This is a genomic window from Pseudomonas sp. TE3899 (genome assembly GCF_056279105.1).
Window position 1 is genome coordinate 761732 of sequence record NZ_JBWBQR010000001.1, and the last position, 19069, is coordinate 780800.

A 19069-nucleotide genomic window follows, 5' to 3' on the forward strand; every position below is an offset into this window, starting at 1 on the left:
TAAGCCACACACGCAAAAGTCGCTCAGTAAACCCAGGTGGCGCTATTGGGCTGATCCAGGTGTCGCGCCAGATAGTCGGCAAATTCCCTTCGGGGAATCGCCCGGGCACCGAGACTGTGCAGGTGATCAGTCGGCATCTGGCAATCGATCAGCACGAAACCCGAGTCTTTCAGATGTCGCACCAAGGTGGCAAAGCCAAATTTGGACGCGTTATCGGCGCGGCTGAACATCGATTCGCCAAAAAACAGCTGTCCCATGGCCAGGCCGTACAGCCCGCCGACCAGCTCGCCCTGGTCCCAGACCTCGACCGAGTGCGCATATCCGCGCCGGTGCAGCTCCAGGTAGGCGTCCTGCATGGCTTCGGTGATCCAGGTGCCGTCGGCGTAATCCCGTGGTGCGGCGCAGGCGCTGATGACCGCGGCGAAATCCTGATCGAAGGTCACTTGATAGCGTTGTTGGCGCAGCAGTTTGCCGAGGCTGCGGGAAACGTGCAGTTCGTCGGGAAACAGAACCGTGCGCGGGTCCGGCGACCACCAGAGAATCGGCTGGCCTTCGGAAAACCACGGAAAGCAACCGTGGCGATAGGCCTGGATCAGGCGGTCGGCGGACAGATCGCCGCCCGCCGCCAACAATCCGTTGGGATCGCGCATGGCTTTTTCCAGGGGCGGGAAAGTCAGGGTGTTGCGTTGTAACCAAGTCAGCATGGCATCCGGGCTTGCAGAAGGGGAGGGCAGTGGCGGGCTTGTCGGTCCGCCGTGAATTGGAGCGTCACACGGTTGGAATATCGTCGAGGTATTTCTCGGCGTCCAGTGCGGCCATGCAACCGGCACCGGCAGACGTCACGGCCTGACGGTAAACGTGATCGGCCACGTCGCCCGCGGCGAATACGCCAGGGATCTCGGTAGCGGTGGCATCGCCTTCGTTGCCACCCTTGATCAGCAGATAGCCGTCACGCATCGGCAGCTGGCCCTGGAACAGATCGGTATTGGGCTTGTGGCCGATGGCGATGAACACGCCGGCCAGCGGTAATTCGCTCATCTCACCGGTATGGCTGTCGCTCAGACGGGCGCCGGTCACGCCGCTGGCGTCGCCCAGCACTTCATCGAGGTTCTGGTTCCAGTGCAGGCGGATATTGCCGTTGGCGGCTTTCTCGAACAGCTTGTCCTGAAGAATCTTCTCCGAGCGCAGTTTGTCGCGCCGGTGCACCAGATGGACTTCCTTGGCGATGTTCGACAGGTACAGCGCTTCTTCAACCGCCGTGTTGCCGCCGCCGACCACCGCGACCACCTGATTGCGGTAGAAGAAGCCGTCGCACGTTGCACAGGCCGAAACCCCTTTGCCGGCAAAGGCTTCTTCCGAGGGCAGCCCCAGGTATTGCGCCGAAGCGCCGGTGGCGATAATCAGCGCGTCGCAGGTGTATGTGCCGCTGTCGCCGATGAGTTCGAACGGGCGCTGCTGCAACTTGGCGGTGTGGATGTGGTCGTAAACGATCTCTGTGTCAAAGCGTTCGGCGTGTTTTTGCATGCGTTCCATCAGCACCGGGCCGGTGAGGCCTTCGACGTCACCGGGCCAGTTATCGACTTCGACGGTGGTGGTGAGCTGGCCACCTGCCTGTATGCCGGTAATGACCACCGGTTTGAGGTTGGCCCGGGCGGCATAAACGGCGGCGCTGTAACCGGCAGGGCCGGAACCCAGAATGATCAGGCGTGAATGCTTGGACTCGCTCATAAAAACACCTCATAAGCCTTTGTCACAAAAGAGAATGCGTGCTCAAATTGAACCGTGTGTCATGTGCGTTTGGCTATGCTACACCCAAGGACTGCCAGCATGGCATCGGGCGAACAAACCCGTACAATGCCTGCTTGTTACAGCGCTTGTATTAAAAAAAGCACTGCCTGCCCTGTTTTGAAACATCGGGGTGCAGTGTTAAAAGTAGTCCCAGTTGCATCGGTTAACTTTTTTACCTGCCTGGATTGGGCAGTTTTTTATAGTCATTCAACAGATGGACGCGCCATAGGCGCAGGAAAAGAAGCGTTTTGAAGAAATCCACCGCAGCACCTAAACCAGCCGTTGTACCGCTTTGGCGCCAGCATCTGCACTACCGACTCAAGGAAGGTGCATTGATCGCCATCGGCGCCCTGTGCCTGTTCCTGATGATGGCCTTGTTAACCTATGGCAAGGACGATCCGGGCTGGAGTCATAACAGCAAGATCGAGGACGTCCAGAACTTCGGCGGCCCGGTGGGCTCCTACAGCGCCGATATCCTGTTCATGGTGTTGGGTTACTTCGCCTACATCTTCCCGCTGTTGCTGGCGGTCAAGATCTACCAGATTTTTCGTCAACGCCATGAACCGTGGCAGTGGAGCGGCTGGTTGTTCTCCTGGCGGCTGATCGGCCTGGTGTTCCTGGTGCTGTCAGGCGCGGCGCTGGCCCACATCCATTTCCATGCGGCGACCGGCCTGCCGGCCGGTGCCGGCGGCGCATTGGGCGAAAGCCTGGGCGACCTGGCCCGCAATGCCCTGAACATCCAGGGCAGCACGCTGCTGTTCATCGCCCTGTTCCTGTTCGGCCTGACGGTGTTCACCGACCTGTCATGGTTCAAGGTGATGGACGTCACCGGCAAGATCACCCTCGACCTGCTCGAACTGTTCCAGGGCGCCGCCAATCGCTGGTGGGCGGCACGGGTCGAGCGCAAACAACTGGTCGCGCAATTGCGTGAGGTCGATGACCGCGTGCATGACGTGGTTGCCCCGACAGTCACCGATAAACGTGAGCAGGCCAAGGTCAAGGAACGCCTGATCGAGCGCGAGCAGGCCCTGAGCAAGCACATGTCGGATCGCGAGAAGCAGGTGCCGCCCGTGATTGCCCCGGCACCGCCGAAACCGGCCGCGCCGAGCAAGCGTGTGGAAAAAGAGAAGCAGGCGCCGTTGTTCGTCGACAGCGCCGTCGAAGGCACCTTGCCACCGATCTCGATCCTCGACCCGGCGGAAAAGAAACAGCTCAACTATTCCCCGGAGTCGCTGGCAGCCGTCGGCCACTTGCTGGAAATCAAGCTCAAGGAATTCGGCGTCGAAGTCTCGGTGGATTCGATTCACCCAGGCCCGGTCATTACCCGTTACGAAATCCAGCCGGCCGCCGGCGTCAAGGTCAGCCGCATCTCCAATCTGGCCAAAGACCTGGCGCGTTCCCTGGCCGTGACCAGCGTGCGGGTGGTGGAAGTGATTCCGGGCAAGACCACCGTCGGTATCGAGATCCCTAACGAAGACCGCCAGATCGTGCGCTTCTCCGAAGTGCTGTCGACCCCGGAATACGACAACTTCAAATCCCCGGTGACCCTGGCCCTGGGCCACGACATCGGCGGCAAGCCGGTCATCACCGACCTGGCGAAAATGCCGCACTTGCTGGTGGCCGGTACCACCGGTTCCGGTAAGTCGGTGGGTGTGAACGCGATGATCCTGTCGATCCTGTTCAAGTCTGGCCCGGAAGACGCCAAGCTGATCATGATCGACCCGAAAATGCTTGAGCTGTCGATCTACGAAGGCATTCCGCATCTGCTCTGCCCAGTGGTCACCGACATGAAGGACGCGGCCAACGCCCTGCGCTGGAGCGTGGCGGAGATGGAGCGTCGCTACAAACTGATGGCGAAGATGGGCGTGCGTAACCTGTCGGGCTTCAACGCCAAGGTCAAGGAAGCCCAGGACGCCGGTACGCCGTTGACCGATCCTTTGTACAAGCGCGAAAGCATTCACGACGAAGCGCCGCTGCTGACCAAGCTGCCGACCATCGTCGTGGTCGTCGACGAATTCGCCGACATGATGATGATCGTCGGCAAGAAGGTCGAAGAACTGATCGCCCGTATCGCCCAGAAGGCCCGTGCGGCCGGTATCCACTTGATTCTCGCGACCCAGCGTCCGTCGGTTGACGTGATCACCGGTCTGATCAAGGCCAATATTCCGACCCGCATGGCGTTCCAGGTCTCGAGCAAAATCGACTCCCGGACCATCATCGACCAGGGTGGCGCCGAGCAATTGCTGGGCCACGGTGACATGCTCTACATGCCGCCGGGCACCAGCCTGCCGATCCGGGTTCACGGCGCGTTCGTGTCCGATGACGAGGTACACCGGGTGGTTGAAGCCTGGAAACTGCGCGGCGCACCGGAATACAACGATGAAATCCTCGCTGGTGTCGAAGAAGCCGGTAGCGGTTTCGACGGCGGCAGCGGTGGTGGCGATGACGACAGCGAATCCGACGCGCTGTACGACGAAGCCGTGCAGTTCGTGCTGGAAAGCCGTCGCGCGTCCATCTCGGCGGTGCAGCGCAAGCTAAAAATCGGCTACAACCGCGCCGCGCGCATGATCGAAGCCATGGAAATGGCCGGGGTCGTGACGTCCATGAACACCAACGGTTCGCGTGAAGTCCTGGCCCCTGGCCCGGTGCGCGACTGATTTGAATTGAAGGGGGGCGCAATGACGCGCCTCCGCAACCCCCACGCATCTCAAGAGGACTCCCATGCGTCTTATCCGCATGCTGTTGCTGCCGGTTCTGGCTTTGACCACGCTCTCGGCCCACGCCGACGACAAGGACGTGGCGCGCCTGACCCAACTGCTGGAAACATCCAAGACCCTGACCGCGCGCTTCTCCCAGCTGACTCTCGATGGCAGCGGCACCCAGTTGCAGGAAACCGCTGGTGAAATGTCGCTGCAGCGTCCGGGCCTGTTCTACTGGCACACCGATGCACCTGCCGAACAAACCATGGTCTCCGATGGCAAGAAGGTCACCCTGTGGGACCCGGATCTGGAACAGGTCACCATCAAGACCCTCGACCAGCGCCTGACCCAGACCCCCGCCCTGCTGCTGTCCGGTGACGTGTCCAAGATCAAGGAGAGCTTCGACATCAGCGCCAAGGAAGCCGGTGGCGTGATCGACTTCACCCTGAAGCCGAAAACCAAGGACACCCTGTTCGACAGCCTGCGCCTGTCGTTCCGCAACGGCCTGGTCAATGACATGCAAATGATCGACAGCGTCGGCCAGCGCACCAACCTCCTGTTCACCGGCGTGAAGGCCAACGAGCCGATCCCGGCGTCCAAGTTCAAGTTCGACATCCCGAAGGGCGCGGACGTGATCCAGGAGTAAAATGCGGAATTTGTGGGCGCTGGCTTTTGTGGCGAGGGGGCTTGTCCCCGTTGGGTCGCGAAGCGACTCCAAACCTGCAAACGCGGTGTAACAGTCATACAGCGATTGCTGGTTTTTACGACTGCTTCGCAGCCGAACGGGGGCAAGCCCCCTCGCCACAGAGTATTCGGCAGATTTGAGAATTAGGTAATAAAGCGAGGTTTCAACCGTACGTGATGGACCTGTTTCGCAGTGCCCCGATTGCTCAACCCTTGGCCGCGCGCTTGCGTGCCGCCAATCTGGATGAGTACGTCGGTCAGGAACACCTGCTCGCTCGCGGCAAGCCTTTGCGCGAAGCGTTGGAGCAGGGTGCCCTGCATTCGATGATTTTCTGGGGCCCGCCGGGCGTGGGTAAGACCACTCTGGCGCGGCTGCTGGCGGAAGTCTCGGATGCGCACTTCGAAACGGTCTCGGCGGTGCTGGCCGGCGTGAAGGAAATCCGTCAGGCGGTGGAAATTGCCAAGCAACAGGCGGGGCAGTACGGCCGACGGACCATTCTGTTTGTCGATGAAGTGCACCGCTTCAACAAATCCCAGCAGGATGCGTTCCTGCCCTACGTTGAAGACGGCACGCTGATTTTCATCGGCGCGACCACCGAAAACCCGTCCTTTGAACTCAACAACGCCTTGCTCTCCCGGGCACGCGTCTACGTGCTCAAAAGCCTCGACGAAGCGGCCCTGCGCAAACTGGTGCACCGAGCGCTAACCGAAGAGCGGGGCCTGGGCAAGCGGCAATTGACCCTCAGCGACGAAGGCTTCCAGATGTTGCTGTCCGCCGCCGATGGCGATGGCCGGCGCCTGCTCAATCTGCTGGAAAACGCCTCCGACCTGGCCGAAGACAACAGTGAGATCGGCATCGATCTGCTGCAAAGTCTGCTCGGCGATACCCGTCGGCGTTTCGATAAGGGCGGCGAAGCGTTCTACGACCAGATTTCCGCGCTGCACAAATCCGTGCGCGGCTCCAACCCCGACGGCGCGCTGTACTGGTTCGCGCGCATGATCGACGGCGGTTGCGATCCGCTTTACCTGGCACGGCGCGTGGTGCGCATGGCCAGCGAAGACATCGGCAACGCCGACCCCCGCGCCCTGAGCCTGTGCCTGGCGGCGTGGGAAGTGCAGGAGCGTCTCGGCAGCCCCGAAGGCGAATTGGCGGTGGCCCAGGCCATCACCTATCTGGCTTGCGCACCGAAAAGCAACGCGGTGTACATGGGTTTCAAAGCGGCGATGCGTAGCGCCACCGAACATGGTTCGCTGGAAGTGCCGCTGCACTTGCGCAATGCACCGACCAAGCTGATGAAGCAACTGGGTTACGGCGACGAATACCGCTATGCCCACGATGAGCCGGACGCCTATGCCGCCGGTGAAGACTACTTCCCGGATGAGTTGGAGCCACAACCCTTCTATCAGCCGGTGCCCCGTGGCCTGGAGCTGAAGATCGGCGAGAAGCTCAACCACCTCGCGCAACTTGATCGTCTGAGCCCCCGGCAGCGGAGAAAATAGTGATTCCCTTGATCGTTGCAGTTTCCATCGGCGGGATCGCCGGCACGCTGTTGCGCTTTGCTACCGGTAACTGGATCAACGCTAATTGGCCGCGGCACTTCTATACCGCGACGCTGGCCGTTAATATCGTCGGCTGTTTGCTGATCGGCGTTTTATACGGTCTGTTTTTGATACGCCCGGAGGTGCCGATCGAGGTGCGCGCCGGGTTGATCGTCGGCTTCCTCGGGGGGCTGACGACTTTTTCATCCTTTTCACTGGATACGGTGCGCCTGCTCGAAAGCGGGCAAGTGCCGCTGGCCCTGGGCTATGCTGCGATCAGCGTATTCGGCGGGCTGCTCGCCACCTGGGCTGGCCTGTCCCTGACCAAACTTTGATAAACGAGAGACCGACATGCTCGATTCCAAACTGTTACGTAGCAACCTTCAGGACGTAGCGGACCGCCTGGCATCCCGTGGCTTTGTACTGGATGTTGCGCGCATCGAAGCGCTGGAAGAACAGCGCAAGACCGTCCAGACCCGCACCGAAGCACTGCAGGCTGAACGTAATGCGCGCTCCAAATCCATCGGCCAGGCCAAGCAGCGCGGCGAAGACATCGCACCGTTGATGGCTGACGTCGAGCGCATGGCGAACGAATTGAGCGCCGGCAAGGTTGAACTGGACCAGATCCAGACCGACCTGGACTCGATCCTGCTCGGCATCCCGAACCTGCCCCACGAATCCGTGCCAATCGGCGCCGATGAGGACGGCAACGTCGAAGTGCGCCGCTGGGGCACCCCGACTGCATTCGATTTCCCGGTTCAGGACCACGTGGCCCTGGGCGAGAAGTTCGGTTGGCTCGACTTCGAAACCGCCGCCAAACTGTCCGGCGCCCGTTTCGCTCTGTTGCGCGGCCCGATCGCCCGTCTGCACCGCGCCCTGGCGCAGTTCATGATCAACCTGCACACCACCGAACACGGTTACGAAGAGGCCTACACGCCGTATCTGGTCCAGGCGCCGGCACTGCAAGGCACTGGCCAGTTGCCGAAGTTCGAAGAAGACCTGTTCAAGATCACCCGCGAAGGCGAAGCCGATCTGTACTTGATCCCGACCGCTGAAGTGTCGCTGACCAACATCGTTGCTGGCGAAATCATCGATTCGAAACTGCTGCCAATCAAGTTCGTCGCCCACACCCCGTGCTTTCGCAGCGAAGCCGGCGCGTCGGGTCGCGATACCCGCGGCATGATCCGCCAGCACCAGTTCGACAAAGTTGAAATGGTCCAGATCGTTGAACCATCGACCTCGATGGAGGCTCTGGAAGGCCTGACCGCCAACGCCGAGAAAGTCCTGCAACTGTTGGAACTGCCTTACCGCACCCTCGCGCTGTGTACCGGCGACATGGGCTTTAGTGCCGTGAAGACTTACGACCTGGAAGTGTGGATTCCGAGCCAGGACAAGTACCGCGAAATCTCGTCGTGCTCCAACTGCGGCGATTTCCAGGCCCGGCGCATGCAAGCGCGTTTCCGTAACCCGGAAACCGGCAAGCCTGAACTGGTGCACACCCTGAACGGTTCCGGCCTGGCGGTCGGTCGTACCCTGGTGGCCGTGCTGGAAAACTACCAGCAGGCCGACGGTTCGATCCGTGTGCCTGAGGTACTGAAGCCGTACATGGGTGGCCTCGAGGTCATCGGCTAAATGGATTATCTGCCGCTGTTTCATAACCTGCGCGGCAGTCGTGTGTTGGTCGTCGGCGGCGGGGAGATTGCATTGCGCAAGTCCCGCCTGCTGGCTGAAGCCGGTGCGCTGCTGCGGGTGGTCGCACCTGAAATCGAAGCGCAACTGCGTGAATTGGTGGTCGGTAGCGGCGGCGAGTGCCTGTTGCGTGGCTACGTCGAAGCGGACCTGGACGATTGCGGGCTGATCATTGCCGCCACCGACGACGAACCGCTGAACGCGCAGGTCTCCGCCGATGCCCATCGGCGTTGCGTGCCGGTCAACGTGGTGGATGCGCCGGCCCTGTGCAGCGTGATCTTTCCGGCGATTGTCGACCGTTCCCCGCTGATCGTTGCCATCTCCAGCGGCGGCGATGCGCCGGTGCTGGCGCGGCTGATCCGGGCGAAAATCGAAACCTGGATTCCTTCCACCTACGGTCAACTGGCCGGTCTGGCCGCGCGTTTTCGCAGTCAGGTCAAAGGCCTGTTCCCGGATGTGCAGCAGCGTCGGGCGTTCTGGGAAGATGTGTTCCAGGGCCCGATCGCCGACCGGCAACTGGCCGGGCAGGGCGCTGAAGCCGAACGCCTGATGCTGGCGAAAATCGCCGGTGACGCTCCGAAAGCCACGGGTGAGGTGTATTTGGTCGGCGCTGGCCCCGGTGATCCGGACCTGCTGACCTTCCGCGCCTTGCGTCTGATGCAGCAAGCCGATGTGGTGCTTTACGACCGCTTGGTGGCGCCGGCGATTCTGGATTTGTGCCGTCGCGATGCCGAGCGGATCTACGTCGGCAAGCGCCGCGCCGATCACGCGGTGCCACAGGATCAGATCAACAAGCAACTGGTGGATCTGGCCAAGGCTGGTAAGCGTGTGGTGCGGTTGAAGGGCGGCGATCCGTTCATCTTCGGCCGTGGCGGTGAAGAGATCGAAGAGCTGGCGGCCCATGGCATCCCGTTCCAGGTCGTGCCGGGTATCACCGCAGCCAGTGGCTGCGCGGCGTATGCCGGGATTCCGCTGACTCACCGCGATTATGCGCAGTCCGTGCGGTTCGTTACCGGGCACTTGAAGGACGGTTCCACCGATTTGCCGTGGGCCGACCTGGTCGCTCCGGCGCAAACCCTGGTGTTTTACATGGGGCTGGTGGGCTTGCCGATCATCTGCGAGCAGTTGATCAAGCATGGTCGTGGTGCGGACACCCCGGCGGCGTTGATCCAGCAGGGCACCACGGTCAATCAGCGGGTGTTTACCGGCACGTTGGCCGACCTTCCACGGCTGGTGGCGGAGCATGAAGTGCATGCGCCGACGCTGGTGATTGTTGGGGAAGTGGTGCAACTGCGCGAGAAACTGGCGTGGTTTGAAGGGGCTCAGGCGCAGGTCTGAACACCCGGTAACCGATCGTTCCCACGCTCTGCGTGGGAATGCAGCCCGGGACGCTCCGCGTCCCCTCCAGAACAGGAACGCGGAGCGTCCCTTGAGGCATTCCCACGCGGAGCGTGGGAACGATCATCTTAGGCGTTACGCCAAACCCCTTTCCCTCTCAACCGCGCCCGATCATGCGCAGCGGTAAAGTCCTGCGCCGGCCCTTTCGGCACAATCCCCGTCGGGTTAATGGTCTTGTGGCTGCCGTAGTAGTGGTTCTTGATGTGCTCGAAATCCACCGTCTCGGCAATCCCTGGCCACTGATACAGCTCCCGCAGCCAGTTCGACAGATTCGGATAATCGGCAATGCGCCGCAGGTTGCACTTGAAGTGCCCGTAATACACCGCATCAAAGCGAATCAGCGTGGTGAACAACCGAATGTCCGCTTCCGTCAGGTATTCACCCACCAGGTAACGGTTCTCGCCTAACAGCAACTCCAGTCGATCCAGCTCGGCAAACACCTCATCGAATGCCTCTTCATAGGCCTTCTGCGACGTGGCAAACCCGGCGCGGTAAACGCCGTTGTTCACCGCCGGGTAAATCCGCTCGTTCAGCCCATCGATTTCGCTACGCAGCGGCGCCGGGTAGAAATCCAGGTCATTGCCGGTCAAATCATCGAAAGCGCTGTTGAACATGCGGATGATCTCCGCCGATTCATTGTTGACGATGCGCTTTTGCTGTTTGTCCCACAGCACCGGCACGGTGACGCGGCCGGTGTAGTCGGCGCTATCGGCGGTGTAGCGCTGGTGCATGAAATTGAAGTGATCGAGCTTGTCGCCGGTCGAGCCCAGGCTCTGGTCGAAGGTCCAGCCGTTTTCCAGCATCAACCAACTGACCACCGACACATCGATCAGGCTTTCGAGGCCTTTGAGTTTGCGCAGGATCAGCGTGCGATGAGCCCAGGGGCAGGCGAGGGAGACGTAGAGGTGATAGCGCCCGGCCTCGGCCGCAAAGCCACCGACACCGGTCGGGCCGGGCTGACCGTCGGCGGTCAGCCAATTGCGGCGTTGCGCCTGTTCGCGCTGAAATGCGCCGTCCTTGCTGCTTTCGTACCACTGGTCGTGCCACTGGCCTTCAACTAACAAACCCATTTCAAGACTCCTCAACCAATAAGCGTTGGAGAGGAGTCTATGCGCATAGGTTCGATTAAATAGCGCAAAGGTTGGGCAGTTATGATCGGTTAAATCGATCTGTCTCGCGCATCCCAGTACTGCTGGGCGGTTTCGAACGCTTGCTCGCGGGTCTGGCCGAGGCCGCGCAAGGCCAGGGCCATGGTCGAGATCAACGCCATTTGCGGGTAGCTGTCGACCACCTCACCGCGCCACACCGCTTTCAAATGCTCAGGGTCAAGGGTTGCCGGTTTGACGTGGCGCTGCGCGGAAAGCTGCGGCCATTCCTCGTCCCAGCTTTCGCCACCCGTGGTGCCGTACAGGTGACTGTCGGCGTCCGGGTTGATCTCGATTTCGCCGCCATCGCCCTTGACCACAATCGCGGTGTCGCCGAGCAAGCCGCTGGCATCGCGATGCACGGCTTGATAGCCCGGATGGAAAATACTTTGCAGACCACAGCGCGCGCCCAACGGATTGAGGATGCGCGTGAGGGAGTGAATCGGTGAACGCAGGCCCAGGGTGTTGCGCAGGTCGATCATGCGCTGAAGTTGTGGCGCCCAATCGACTAACGGCATAAACGCCAGACCGCCGTTATCCAGCGCATCGCCCACCCGTTGCCAGTTGCGGCACAGCGGGATGTTCAACTCATTCAGCAGTTGCTCGCTGTACAGCCGACCGGCCGTATGTGCGCCGCCGCCGTGCATGAAAATCCGCACGCCGTTCTGGGCCAGGCACTTGGCTGCCAACAGGAACCAGGGCAGATGACGCTTCTTACCGGCATAAGTCGGCCAGTCCAGGTCGACATTAAAGGTCGGCGCCTTCAACCGTGCGCGCAAGGCTTCGGTGAAACCGGCCATCTCTTCGGCGCTTTCTTCCTTGTGCCGCAACAGCATCAGGAACGCGCCGAGCTGGGTGTCCTCGACCTGGTCGTCGAGCACGAAGCCCATGGCTTGGCGGGCTTCTTCGCGAGTCAGGTCACGGGCGCCACGCTTGCCTTTGCCCAGGATCCGCACGAACTGGGCGAACGGGTGCTCGGCGGGCGTTTCGAGGGTCAATGCGGGGTAGTCGGTCATAAGCAATTCGTCGGTTTGGGCAGGCCCGCCAGTTTTGCGGCGAGTTTGGCAGGGGTGCCTTTGAACAGTCGGTTCAGGTGCAGGCTGTTGCCTTTTTCCGGGCCGAGCTTCAACGCGGTGTACTTGATCAGCGGACGGGTGGCCGGGGACAGCTGGAATTCGTCGTAGAAATTGCGCAGCAGTTCGAGGATTTCCCAGTGCTCGGGGCTCAACTCGATGTCTTCGGCAGTGGCCAATGCACTGGCCACCTCAAAGGACCAGTCGCTCAGTTCGACCAGGAAGCCGTCCTTGTCCAGCTCGATGGCGCGAGCGCCGACGGTCAGGGAATTCATAGCCAACTGTTGACCTTGTCGTAGTGAATCGACAGCTCGACGAAGGCGGGGTAATCGATGGCCCTGGCCCAGTCAGGGACATTCAGTGCGCGGGCCTGGGCATCTTCGGCCAGCACGAACAGCTTGAGGCCGCGAGCGTTCAGCGCGTTGAACGGCGCGGTGCCAGGCTGCAAGGCGTACGCTGCGTCGCCAGACAGCAGCAGCGCATCATGGGCGCCGATCACGCGCAGGCAACTGTTCAGGCGATCGTCGCCGAACGGGGAATGAGACAACACATGCAAAGTCGACATCAGAGGGTGATCACCTGGTCATAACGGTCGATAAGGGCGGTGATTTCGTCGGCGGCCAGGACCTGGGCTTCTTCCAGCGCCAGAGCGCTCGGGTCCAGGCCCCGTTCAGCGGCGCTGTCGGCGCAGACAAACAGGTCTTCGACACCGAACATCGGCAAGGCTTGCAGGTTGGCGCTCAGGTCTTTCTGTTGCAGGGCCTTGGCGTCCTGACGGGCAGCTAGCTGCAAGACGCCGTCATCGAGAAACAGCAGGCCGATCGGCAGGTCGAACGCGCCGCCGGCGAGGACGATGTCCAGCGCTTCCCGCGCACTCGGGCCGGACCACGGCGCCTGGCGGCTGATAATCAGCAAGGATTTAGCCATCTCAAGCGCCTCCGAAACAGATCAGACGGTCGGCGTCTTGCACGGCGTCATGCAACTGACCGAGGCCGGACAATTCCCACGGCGCGCTGACGGCGACCGCTTCGCGCTGATAGCGCCGGGCTTCTTCTTCATTCAACACGCCACGACGCAGGGCCGCCGCGATGCACACGACGCCGTCCAATTGATGCTCGGCGACAAACCCGCGCCATTGCTTGGGCAGGTCCTGTTCATCCTGGGGCGTGACCACGCTGTCGGACGCGTTATAGACGCCGTCCTGATAGAAAAACAGCCGGACAATCTCATGCCCACCGGCCAGCGCGGCCTGGGCGAACAACAAGGCACGGCGCGAGGAGGGCGCATGGGCAGCGGAAAACAGCGCAATGGCGAACTTCATGACGGACTCGATCAGCAAAACTGCGGCCATGATAAAGCTTTATCGCCGGGGCGGCGAAGGGCGATTACGCTCTCGCTGATCGTGCCCACGCTCTGCGTGGGAATGCCTCAAGGGACGCTCCGCGCTCCAATGGGACGCAGAGCGTCCCGGGCTGCATTCCCACGCAGAGCGTGGGAACGATCGCTGTGTCAGCGTGGCATGTAGCCCAACTGCCAACGCCGCGGGATTTTCAGCGACAAGAACCCGATCACCCCGGCCAGCAAGCCGCTGACAAACAGCGCCTTGAGCCCCAGATGCTGTTCCAGCAGCGCCCCGATCACCGCGCCGGCGAACATGCCGGTCCAGGGAATCAGCTGGACCCGCCAGCCGTTGCGCCGCTCGCCCAGCAGCCAGCGGCCCAGGCCACGACCGAAGCGCGATAAGGCACCGGTGACGTAGGTCAGGCCCACCGGCAGCCCGTTCACATCTTCCACGGCGGCGTTGAGCATGCCCATGGCGATGATCGCGGCCAGCAGCGCCGGCAGTTGTTCTTCGTACGGCCATGCGGCTGCACCGCACAGCAGGGTGGCGATGCACAGCAATAACGGCAACGCCCGTCGTCCGCCGAGTCGGCTGACCACAATACCCAGCGCATTGCCGAGGATGAACGTGGCCACAAGAATCAACAGGCGCAAGGTCAGCCCCAGGTCACCATCGCTGATCGCCACGGCGAGCCGGGTGGTGTTGCCGCTCATGAAGGACACGAAGTCGCCGCTGGCCATGAAGCCGATGGCGTCGGTCATGCCGGCGAGCACCGACAGCGCGGCCACCAGCGACAGGCCGATGCGTCCGCGCCATTTCTGGATATGCAGATGACCCGGGCTGGCCCGGTGGGAGGAGGCGGATGGCAGCATCTGTGCAGGTCGTCCTCAGGCAGCAACCGTGGTGGTCACTTGCTCAATCCATATAACTCGCAATACTCCAGCCAGTCCATGCCGGCCATCTCCGCCACTTCCTTGTGCACTTCCATGCGCTGGGCCTGATAGGCCTCGGCGGTGGCGGCGGTCAGTTGCAGGGTCAACTCCCAGGCAAACAGACCCAGGCGTTCGGCCTCGGCTTCGAAGGCTTCGTGCAGGCGCTCCTCGCGATACTGCGCGGCGGTCTCGCCCTTGGCCTGGGCCAACAGCGGATTGAGGTTGTCGAGCTCGTAGCGCAACTCCGGGCGCTCATCGAGAAACTTCTTCAGCGCCTGTTCGTGTTGCTGTTCGGTGGCTGCCATGGTCGCTCCTTGATGGCCGGGTTACGAAGACTGCTTCTTGGCCTTGGCTGCGGCGGCCAGGCATTCGAGGGCGAACTGCTCGGGGTAGGTCATCTGGATTGGCGTGGTTTCGCCCTTGACGGTGCGTTCGCCGTCGAGGATGTAGCGAATCCGCTTGTCGGTGACGCCGATGCGCTTGGCGATCCAGGACGGGGTCTGGCCGATCTGGCTGATCAGCTTGTCGGCGTATTCGGCGGTCGGTTTGTAGAATTCGGCGTTGGGTGTCATGTGGCTTTCCAGAAAAAGAGGCGATGCGTTGTTAATTGCGCGACAGGGTGCGCGAATCGTCACCCGGTGTCGCGGTATAAATGAAGTAAAGCAGAACGATACGCCGCGCCACGGTGATACAGTCCGCTTTTTCCTGATGAGCGAACACAATGCGAATTCTGATGGTGGCGCTGGCCGCCACCCTGCTGGCGGGATGCGCCGGTTCGGTGATGGACGACTCCCGCACCAAGGCCCCGACCAAAACCATGACCTCGGACAAACCGGAAAAAGTCGTCGCCCAGTGCGTGCAATTCGCCTGGCAGGACGAAGCGGTGTTCGGGGTGGACGCCGGGGCTTATCTGCAACCGGGCAAGAAGGGGGGTTCGACGGTTTATACGCGGTCGGCGGAATCGTTCGTGGACTTGAGCAGCGATGCCTCCGGGACGCAGTTGGATTACTACGCGCAGCACGATGATTTCGTGGCCAAGCGCCGGTTGGCAGCGTTGGCGACCTGTTTGTAACAGTGGATCTCTGTAGGAGCGAAGCTTGCTCGCGAAGGCGGCAGCGTTGACACACCGCGTTATCGTTCCTCGCGAGCAAGTTTCGCTCCTACAAGGGGTAGTGCATTAGGCGGGTGACAGGCGCTTCTGGAAAAAGAGGCGCTGGTGCCCCGGCGGGTAATCTGCGATTTGGCCTACTTCGCTGTAGCCAAGCTTTTTGTAGAAATCCGGCGCCTGGAAATCGAAGGTGTCGAGCCAGATCCCCACGCATGCTTTTTCCCGCGCCAGTTCTTCGGCCATGTGCATCAGTTTCGAGCCCAGGCCCTGTCCCCGAGCCTGCTCCGGCACGGACAGCAACTCGATAAACAGCCACTGATAAAACACCCGGCCATAGAGTCCGCCCAGAATCTCGCCCTTGTCGTCACGCACCAGCAAGGCCACCGGTTGCGGATTGGCCGCTCCCGCTTGCGCCGCGTTGTAGAGACGCAACGGTGCAAGGATCGCCTCGCGTTCTTCGGGGGTGGGGTTTTGTGACAGTTCGATTCGCAGCGGCATGGCTACATCCTTTTGGCGATGGAGGCGAAGTTTACGAAACTAACTCGGTGGACGTGTTTGTTCTTTTGCCGCAGACGGAGCGTGGCTATTTGACAACTGATGCCATTGCGCTATTAGTCAATCTAAACCCCATGCTGCTGGACGTGGTCTGTTGGCGCAATAACGGTGTTCCCTCCGAGTTCATACATGGGCTTGGTAGAGCGCGGGGATTTCCAGAACCTTGAATGACCGCAGGGACGCCATGATGAACAAGACCACGTTTGTATTCGCATCGCTCACATTGATTTTTCACGCGGGCTGCACCACACAACTGGAAACGCGCCAGGAAGGCTACGGTCCTTATACCCAGTCACCTGATAAGCACAACGTTGAAATGGGGAGTAGTTACGGACTTTCGATGCTCCAGTTCAAATTATCGGTTCGTCGTACGCTCTTGCAATGCGTGAATCAGGATGGCACCCCTAATATTCGCTTCTTGACCAAAGTCGATGCCGAACCGACCTATGTTGTGGGAGAACGTATCTCTGTCGACCACGAAAAAATGGCTGGATGGAGCAAAATCTCCAGGCTCGGAATGGAAACCTACGACAACGGGGTAATCAAAAGCTTCAATGCCTCCGCCGAGGATCAAACTAAAGCGATCGCAGGCAGCGTTATAAAAAGTGGCGTCAGTCTATTGAGCTTGGTCAGTGGAGTGCCGCGGTTCAATGCGAGCGAGGAGCCGCGCGAGGGTAAGCCTCAGCCGCCATTAAGTTATGTCTGCACCGCTTCGACGCTGTCTGCATTGCAGGAAATCGCGGCAGAAACCACGAACCTTGCTGTGCAAACCGAAAAGTTGGTGACTCAGAATGATGATATTGCTCGGATAAAGAGGCTGGCGGGGCTCGACGGCCTATCCGATACGCTCAAGGCCCAGTTGGAAAAGCTTCAGAAGCAGGTCGAGGCGCAGGCCTTGGCCGTTGCTAAAGCCGATCAGTCATTGGAGCGGCTGGTTAACAGGGTGTCCATCGCTGAACAGCTTTTCTGGCCGAGGAACCTAAAGGAAACTCTGCTGAACGAACCTCCCAGTTTGTCCAGCAAGGCGGCATTGTTTGGACTTTTTCAAGAGAAGCCTGTTGCCAACGGTTATTCCAAGGAGCAGTTGTCAGCCGTTCTGAATCTCAAAGGTAGACTGGCCCCGGTGGTCGATTTATCTACCTCCGCTACGTGTGAAAAAAACACACCATTGTGCAATCGTAAACAAGTGACTGCTGATGACGGCGAAGGCTTGTTGTACCGGGATCCTGTTGCTGCGCATCTGTTGATTTGTGAGGTGTCTGATGTCAACCAATGCAATGTGGATGGGGCGAAGGGGGTTGTTGTCAGCAGCTTGGTAATGGTGCCGCAAATGGGGCCTCTGCGACTTCTGAAATTTCGCAATGGAGTTTTCCAGAACAATGAACTCAAGGTCGCATTCCGTGAAAATGGCAGCATTGCTACGATTAATTTCGATGAGAAAGCGGCTCGTGGCCAGCAACTAGCCGAAACCGTATCTGCGGGACTAGACCAGGCAGTCGTCTACAGAGATGCGCGACAGGCGTATGAGGTCAAACAAGCCGCCGAAGCCAAGGCCAAAGAGGTGGCAGCACGGCAGTCGGTACTCAGTGATCTCGATTCGAAAATCGCGATTCTGCAGAAAACCCGTCAAATCAATGAATTGACTACGCAGTCCAGCCAGGACGCTGCGTTGGATGACGTCAAATCCGAAACCGCCCGTCTGAATGCCCGGATCGCATTGCTGGAAGCACAACGTCAAGTGCGGGACGGCGAGCTTGCGTTGGCGACTGGTAGGGAGAATTGATATGCAAATTTCCTGGGTTGTTGCACCTTATATATTCCGGGGACTGGGGATTTTGATTGCATTGATGGGGGCTGTCCTGGCGCCTCGGAACGCGGCGGCGGACTTCCTCAGCTCATTTACCATCAATTTCAAGGGCAACAATTTTGTCGTCTACCCCTATGGAGCGGTCCAAAAAGCGACGCTGTGGCATAAGCCTGGCTGGACAGTGACAAGTGAGAAACCTATTGATGTGTGCTGGGAGAGCCTTGCCGATTCTTCCCCTGTATTGCGCGCTGCGGTTCGAGATGCTGTCGCTAAATCCTGGCAGCGATACGGCATGGTTTCATTCCGGGGTTGGGAGCAATGCCAGGATCTTGAATTGGGGATTCGCATAGGCATCAGCCCTGAAAAATCGGGAACGGTGTTCCTTGGCAACCGTCTCGCGAATGTTGAAAACGGCATGCTGTTGCGGATGGATTATTCAAGTTTTGCCAAATGCAAAAACCGTAATGATTTCTGCGTGCGAGCAGTGGCGGTACATGAGTTTGGACATGCGCTCGGTTTGGCTCATGAGCAGAATCGCGAGTACTCGCCCAATGAGGCCACCGATTGGTGCCGCGACAGCAACAAAAGTGGTGATATACCGGACTTAAACATCACGCTGTACGACCCGCAGTCGATCATGAATTACTGCAATGAGCATTGGAACAATGATGGCCTGATGAGTGAAAAAGACATCGAAGCCGTCAAACGCCTCTATGGCAGCCGGGCTTAGGTCCCTGGGTGACAGGTTCTTGTGTAATCGGGCATTTATTATCGTGTAGGAACCCTCATGCGTTTCGGGGTGTCTAGCCTCAAGAGCGTCATTTCCCGAACGCAGCCATGAGGACCGCCCATGAATATTTTCGAAGCCTTGCGCGAAAGCCACGATCGCCAGCGCGGTTACGCCGATGCGCTGATCCAGACCAGCGGCGATACCCCGGAGCGGGTTGAAGCCTACAAGCGGCTCAAGGCCGAGCTGCAGGCCCATGAAACCGCCGAGGAACGGCATTTCTACATCCCGCTGATGGAGTTCGACAACGGTGTCGACCTGAGTCGCCATGCCATTTCCGAACACCATGAGATGGACGAAATGATGGAGACCCTGGACGAGACCGAAATGTCAGATCCGACCTGGCTGGTGACGGCGAAAAAGCTCTCCGAGAAGGTGCATCACCACTTGAAAGAAGAAGAGCAGAAGTTCTTCCAGATGGCCGGCAAGCTGCTCGACGAGAAGCAGAAACAAGCCCTCGCCGGCCAATATGAAAAGGAATACAAGGCACAGCTTTCCTGAGCTGCGAATCGTTCCGATTGCT

General features: G+C 60.0%; 23 protein-coding genes. 11 read left to right on the forward strand and 12 right to left on the reverse strand.

Annotated features, from left to right (window positions below):
* Positions 1–23: 23 nt before the first annotated feature.
* Positions 24–704, reverse strand: coding sequence for a leucyl/phenylalanyl-tRNA--protein transferase (aat, locus tag ACZ89E_RS03370; protein ID WP_149659911.1), 681 nt, complete (start codon positions 702–704; stop codon positions 24–26).
* A 64-nt stretch (positions 705–768) separates the two neighbouring features.
* The gene (gene trxB / locus ACZ89E_RS03375; protein ID WP_476254825.1) at positions 769–1728 is read right to left on the reverse strand and encodes a thioredoxin-disulfide reductase; all 960 of its coding nucleotides are present in this window, start codon (positions 1726–1728) and stop codon (positions 769–771) included.
* A 99-nt stretch (positions 1729–1827) separates the two neighbouring features.
* On the opposite strand from trxB, the gene ACZ89E_RS03380 reads away from it, so the two are divergent.
* The 7 genes from ACZ89E_RS03380 to cysG all read left to right on the forward strand — a co-directional run bounded on the left by ACZ89E_RS03380 (position 1828) and on the right by cysG (position 9737).
* The gene (locus ACZ89E_RS03380; protein ID WP_178129163.1) at positions 1828–2040 is read left to right on the forward strand and encodes a hypothetical protein; all 213 of its coding nucleotides are present in this window, start codon (positions 1828–1830) and stop codon (positions 2038–2040) included.
* Entirely contained in the window at positions 2037–4445 is a 2409-nt protein-coding gene (locus tag ACZ89E_RS03385; RefSeq protein ID WP_133838662.1) for a DNA translocase FtsK, read from the forward strand. Before ACZ89E_RS03380 ends, ACZ89E_RS03385 begins: the two co-directional genes overlap by 4 nt.
* Positions 4446–4509: 64 nt before the next feature.
* The gene (gene lolA, locus ACZ89E_RS03390) at positions 4510–5133 is read left to right on the forward strand and encodes an outer membrane lipoprotein periplasmic chaperone LolA (RefSeq protein WP_149659908.1); all 624 of its coding nucleotides are present in this window, start codon (positions 4510–4512) and stop codon (positions 5131–5133) included.
* A 215-nt stretch (positions 5134–5348) separates the two neighbouring features.
* Positions 5349–6671, forward strand: a complete 1323-nt coding sequence (locus tag ACZ89E_RS03395; protein ID WP_463260634.1) for a replication-associated recombination protein A — start codon at positions 5349–5351, stop codon at positions 6669–6671.
* Positions 6671–7045, forward strand: a complete 375-nt coding sequence (gene crcB, locus ACZ89E_RS03400) for a fluoride efflux transporter CrcB (protein WP_149659907.1) — start codon at positions 6671–6673, stop codon at positions 7043–7045. The genes ACZ89E_RS03395 and crcB overlap by 1 nt, the downstream gene beginning before the upstream one ends.
* A gap of 16 nt (positions 7046–7061) precedes the next feature.
* Positions 7062–8342 (forward strand): serine--tRNA ligase, encoded by a 1281-nt coding sequence (gene serS / locus ACZ89E_RS03405; protein ID WP_476254826.1) that lies wholly within the window; start codon positions 7062–7064, stop codon positions 8340–8342.
* Positions 8343–9737: a siroheme synthase CysG gene (gene cysG, locus ACZ89E_RS03410; protein ID WP_149659905.1), complete on the forward strand. Its 1395-nt coding sequence runs from the start codon at positions 8343–8345 to the stop codon at positions 9735–9737.
* Positions 9738–9865: 128 nt separating this feature from the next.
* On the opposite strand, the gene ACZ89E_RS03415 is transcribed toward cysG, so the two are convergent.
* The 9 genes from ACZ89E_RS03415 to ACZ89E_RS03455 all read right to left on the reverse strand — a co-directional run bounded on the left by ACZ89E_RS03415 (position 9866) and on the right by ACZ89E_RS03455 (position 14861).
* Positions 9866–10867, reverse strand: coding sequence for a glutathione S-transferase family protein (locus ACZ89E_RS03415; RefSeq protein ID WP_476254827.1), 1002 nt, complete (start codon positions 10865–10867; stop codon positions 9866–9868).
* Positions 10868–10956: 89 nt separating this feature from the next.
* Positions 10957–11958, reverse strand: coding sequence for a glycosyl transferase family protein (locus tag ACZ89E_RS03420; protein WP_476254828.1), 1002 nt, complete (start codon positions 11956–11958; stop codon positions 10957–10959).
* Complete coding sequence (locus tag ACZ89E_RS03425; protein WP_149659902.1) at positions 11955–12290, reverse strand: TusE/DsrC/DsvC family sulfur relay protein; 336 nt, start codon at positions 12288–12290, stop codon at positions 11955–11957. The genes ACZ89E_RS03420 and ACZ89E_RS03425 overlap by 4 nt, the downstream gene beginning before the upstream one ends.
* Positions 12287–12580 (reverse strand): sulfurtransferase complex subunit TusB, encoded by a 294-nt coding sequence (gene tusB, locus ACZ89E_RS03430; protein WP_476254829.1) that lies wholly within the window; start codon positions 12578–12580, stop codon positions 12287–12289. The genes ACZ89E_RS03425 and tusB overlap by 4 nt, the downstream gene beginning before the upstream one ends.
* Positions 12580–12942 (reverse strand): sulfurtransferase complex subunit TusC, encoded by a 363-nt coding sequence (gene tusC, locus ACZ89E_RS03435; protein WP_149659900.1) that lies wholly within the window; start codon positions 12940–12942, stop codon positions 12580–12582. Before tusC ends, tusB begins: the two co-directional genes overlap by 1 nt.
* Position 12943: 1 nt before the next feature.
* Positions 12944–13336: a sulfurtransferase complex subunit TusD gene (tusD, locus tag ACZ89E_RS03440; RefSeq protein ID WP_149659899.1), complete on the reverse strand. Its 393-nt coding sequence runs from the start codon at positions 13334–13336 to the stop codon at positions 12944–12946.
* A gap of 188 nt (positions 13337–13524) precedes the next feature.
* A complete protein-coding gene (locus tag ACZ89E_RS03445; protein WP_476254830.1) occupies positions 13525–14229 on the reverse strand; it encodes a YoaK family protein in 705 nt (234 codons plus the stop codon).
* A 35-nt stretch (positions 14230–14264) separates the two neighbouring features.
* Positions 14265–14594: a DUF6388 family protein gene (locus ACZ89E_RS03450; RefSeq protein ID WP_476254831.1), complete on the reverse strand. Its 330-nt coding sequence runs from the start codon at positions 14592–14594 to the stop codon at positions 14265–14267.
* A gap of 21 nt (positions 14595–14615) precedes the next feature.
* Complete coding sequence (locus ACZ89E_RS03455; RefSeq protein WP_054053620.1) at positions 14616–14861, reverse strand: hypothetical protein; 246 nt, start codon at positions 14859–14861, stop codon at positions 14616–14618.
* A 149-nt stretch (positions 14862–15010) separates the two neighbouring features.
* Between ACZ89E_RS03455 and ACZ89E_RS03460 the strand changes: the two genes are divergently transcribed.
* The gene (locus ACZ89E_RS03460) at positions 15011–15361 is read left to right on the forward strand and encodes a hypothetical protein (protein WP_149659895.1); all 351 of its coding nucleotides are present in this window, start codon (positions 15011–15013) and stop codon (positions 15359–15361) included.
* A gap of 105 nt (positions 15362–15466) precedes the next feature.
* On the opposite strand, the gene ACZ89E_RS03465 is transcribed toward ACZ89E_RS03460, so the two are convergent.
* Positions 15467–15895 (reverse strand): GNAT family N-acetyltransferase, encoded by a 429-nt coding sequence (locus tag ACZ89E_RS03465; RefSeq protein WP_476254832.1) that lies wholly within the window; start codon positions 15893–15895, stop codon positions 15467–15469.
* A 244-nt stretch (positions 15896–16139) separates the two neighbouring features.
* Between ACZ89E_RS03465 and ACZ89E_RS03470 the strand changes: the two genes are divergently transcribed.
* The 3 genes from ACZ89E_RS03470 (at position 16140) to ACZ89E_RS03480 (ending at position 19047) form a co-directional block, all read left to right on the forward strand.
* Positions 16140–17735 (forward strand): hypothetical protein, encoded by a 1596-nt coding sequence (locus ACZ89E_RS03470; protein WP_476254833.1) that lies wholly within the window; start codon positions 16140–16142, stop codon positions 17733–17735.
* Position 17736: 1 nt separating this feature from the next.
* Positions 17737–18489: a matrixin family metalloprotease gene (locus ACZ89E_RS03475; RefSeq protein ID WP_476254834.1), complete on the forward strand. Its 753-nt coding sequence runs from the start codon at positions 17737–17739 to the stop codon at positions 18487–18489.
* A 120-nt stretch (positions 18490–18609) separates the two neighbouring features.
* Positions 18610–19047 carry a hemerythrin domain-containing protein gene (locus ACZ89E_RS03480; RefSeq protein ID WP_149659893.1) on the forward strand — a complete coding sequence of 146 codons (438 nt, stop codon included), beginning with the start codon at positions 18610–18612 and terminating at the stop codon, positions 19045–19047.
* The last annotated feature ends 22 nt before the right edge of the window (positions 19048–19069 follow it).

What these genes read in the sequence shown, in the direction of transcription:
- ACZ89E_RS03415 (WP_476254827.1), bottom strand. Translation starts at nt 10,867, where the DNA reads ATGGGTTTGTTAGTTGAAGGCCAGTGGCACGACCAGTGGTACGAAAGC.
- ACZ89E_RS03425 (WP_149659902.1), bottom strand. Translation starts at nt 12,290, where the DNA reads ATGAATTCCCTGACCGTCGGCGCTCGCGCCATCGAGCTGGACAAGGAC.
- ACZ89E_RS03460 (WP_149659895.1), top strand. Translation starts at nt 15,011, where the DNA reads ATGCGAATTCTGATGGTGGCGCTGGCCGCCACCCTGCTGGCGGGATGC.
- ACZ89E_RS03470 (WP_476254833.1), top strand. Translation starts at nt 16,140, where the DNA reads ATGAACAAGACCACGTTTGTATTCGCATCGCTCACATTGATTTTTCAC.
- ACZ89E_RS03465 (WP_476254832.1), bottom strand. Translation starts at nt 15,895, where the DNA reads ATGCCGCTGCGAATCGAACTGTCACAAAACCCCACCCCCGAAGAACGC.
- ACZ89E_RS03420 (WP_476254828.1), bottom strand. Translation starts at nt 11,958, where the DNA reads ATGACCGACTACCCCGCATTGACCCTCGAAACGCCCGCCGAGCACCCG.
- ACZ89E_RS03380 (WP_178129163.1), top strand. Translation starts at nt 1,828, where the DNA reads ATGGCATCGGGCGAACAAACCCGTACAATGCCTGCTTGTTACAGCGCT.
- ACZ89E_RS03455 (WP_054053620.1), bottom strand. Translation starts at nt 14,861, where the DNA reads ATGACACCCAACGCCGAATTCTACAAACCGACCGCCGAATACGCCGAC.
- cysG (WP_149659905.1), top strand. Translation starts at nt 8,343, where the DNA reads ATGGATTATCTGCCGCTGTTTCATAACCTGCGCGGCAGTCGTGTGTTG.
- tusC (WP_149659900.1), bottom strand. Translation starts at nt 12,942, where the DNA reads ATGGCTAAATCCTTGCTGATTATCAGCCGCCAGGCGCCGTGGTCCGGC.
- serS (WP_476254826.1), top strand. Translation starts at nt 7,062, where the DNA reads ATGCTCGATTCCAAACTGTTACGTAGCAACCTTCAGGACGTAGCGGAC.
- ACZ89E_RS03475 (WP_476254834.1), top strand. Translation starts at nt 17,737, where the DNA reads ATGCAAATTTCCTGGGTTGTTGCACCTTATATATTCCGGGGACTGGGG.
- ACZ89E_RS03450 (WP_476254831.1), bottom strand. Translation starts at nt 14,594, where the DNA reads ATGGCAGCCACCGAACAGCAACACGAACAGGCGCTGAAGAAGTTTCTC.
- ACZ89E_RS03445 (WP_476254830.1), bottom strand. Translation starts at nt 14,229, where the DNA reads ATGCTGCCATCCGCCTCCTCCCACCGGGCCAGCCCGGGTCATCTGCAT.
- aat (WP_149659911.1), bottom strand. Translation starts at nt 704, where the DNA reads ATGCTGACTTGGTTACAACGCAACACCCTGACTTTCCCGCCCCTGGAA.
- lolA (WP_149659908.1), top strand. Translation starts at nt 4,510, where the DNA reads ATGCGTCTTATCCGCATGCTGTTGCTGCCGGTTCTGGCTTTGACCACG.
- tusD (WP_149659899.1), bottom strand. Translation starts at nt 13,336, where the DNA reads ATGAAGTTCGCCATTGCGCTGTTTTCCGCTGCCCATGCGCCCTCCTCG.
- ACZ89E_RS03395 (WP_463260634.1), top strand. Translation starts at nt 5,349, where the DNA reads ATGGACCTGTTTCGCAGTGCCCCGATTGCTCAACCCTTGGCCGCGCGC.
- trxB (WP_476254825.1), bottom strand. Translation starts at nt 1,728, where the DNA reads ATGAGCGAGTCCAAGCATTCACGCCTGATCATTCTGGGTTCCGGCCCT.
- tusB (WP_476254829.1), bottom strand. Translation starts at nt 12,580, where the DNA reads ATGTCGACTTTGCATGTGTTGTCTCATTCCCCGTTCGGCGACGATCGC.
- ACZ89E_RS03480 (WP_149659893.1), top strand. Translation starts at nt 18,610, where the DNA reads ATGAATATTTTCGAAGCCTTGCGCGAAAGCCACGATCGCCAGCGCGGT.